This is a genomic window from Methylobacterium tarhaniae, assembly GCF_001043955.1.
In the GTDB taxonomy this organism is placed as follows: Bacteria; Pseudomonadota; Alphaproteobacteria; order Rhizobiales; family Beijerinckiaceae; genus Methylobacterium; species Methylobacterium tarhaniae.
Genome location: NZ_LABZ01000440.1, coordinates 1 through 624, shown reverse-complemented (window position 1 = coordinate 624; position 624 = coordinate 1). Strand labels below are relative to the sequence as shown.

Below are 624 nucleotides of genomic sequence, written 5' to 3'. Positions count from 1 at the left end.
GAGGCTGACGTGGCCCGGGCGCTCGGCCGTTTGCGCATCGGCCCGCTGATCGCGGGCGTGCGCGGCGAGCCGGCGCTCGCGATCGCGCCCTACCTCGCCGCCGCGGTGGCTTTGGGGCGGCTGATGGTCGAGGAGCCGGAAATCGCCAGCCTCGACGTCAACCCGATCCTGGTCGGCATGGAGCCGGGCGACTGCCTGGCGCTCGATGCCGTGGTGTTCGTGGAGGGGGGCGCAGCATGACCGCCCGGAGCGGCGCGAGGAGCCCATCGAACAGGCCCGGTGCGAAAGGCGGGGAGGCCGTCAGGCTCCCGGTCAGCGCACCCCAACCTCCCGCACCAGCAGCCCTTCCACCGAATTCTCCACCAGCGTGACGTGGCGCAGCATCGCGGCATGGGCCTCCCCGGCCCGGCCGGCCAGGATCGCGGCGACCACCGCCCCGTGCTCGGCATGCGAGAGGGCGAGACGGCCTTCCAGCCGGAACTGCGCCTCGCGGTAGGGCTGGAGGCGGCGGCGCAAGGAGAGCGCGAAATCGGCGAGCACCGCGTTGTGGGCGCCGGCATAGATCGCCCCATGGAATGCCGTGTTGGCCTTCGCGTAGGAGGCCGGGTCGCCGGCCCGGGCGAG

At 73.6% G+C, this 624-nt stretch carries 2 protein-coding genes; one reads left to right on the top strand and one right to left on the bottom strand.

From position 1 onward, the window contains the following. Positions 1–240: acetate--CoA ligase family protein (locus VQ03_RS30525; RefSeq protein WP_208605579.1), on the top strand; the 240-nt coding region annotated here is incomplete at its 5' end. A 72-nt stretch (positions 241–312) separates the two neighbouring features. On the opposite strand, the gene VQ03_RS30520 is transcribed toward VQ03_RS30525, so the two are convergent. Further along, the coding region (locus VQ03_RS30520; RefSeq protein WP_048454695.1) for an FCD domain-containing protein at positions 313–624 on the bottom strand (312 nt) is incomplete at its 5' end.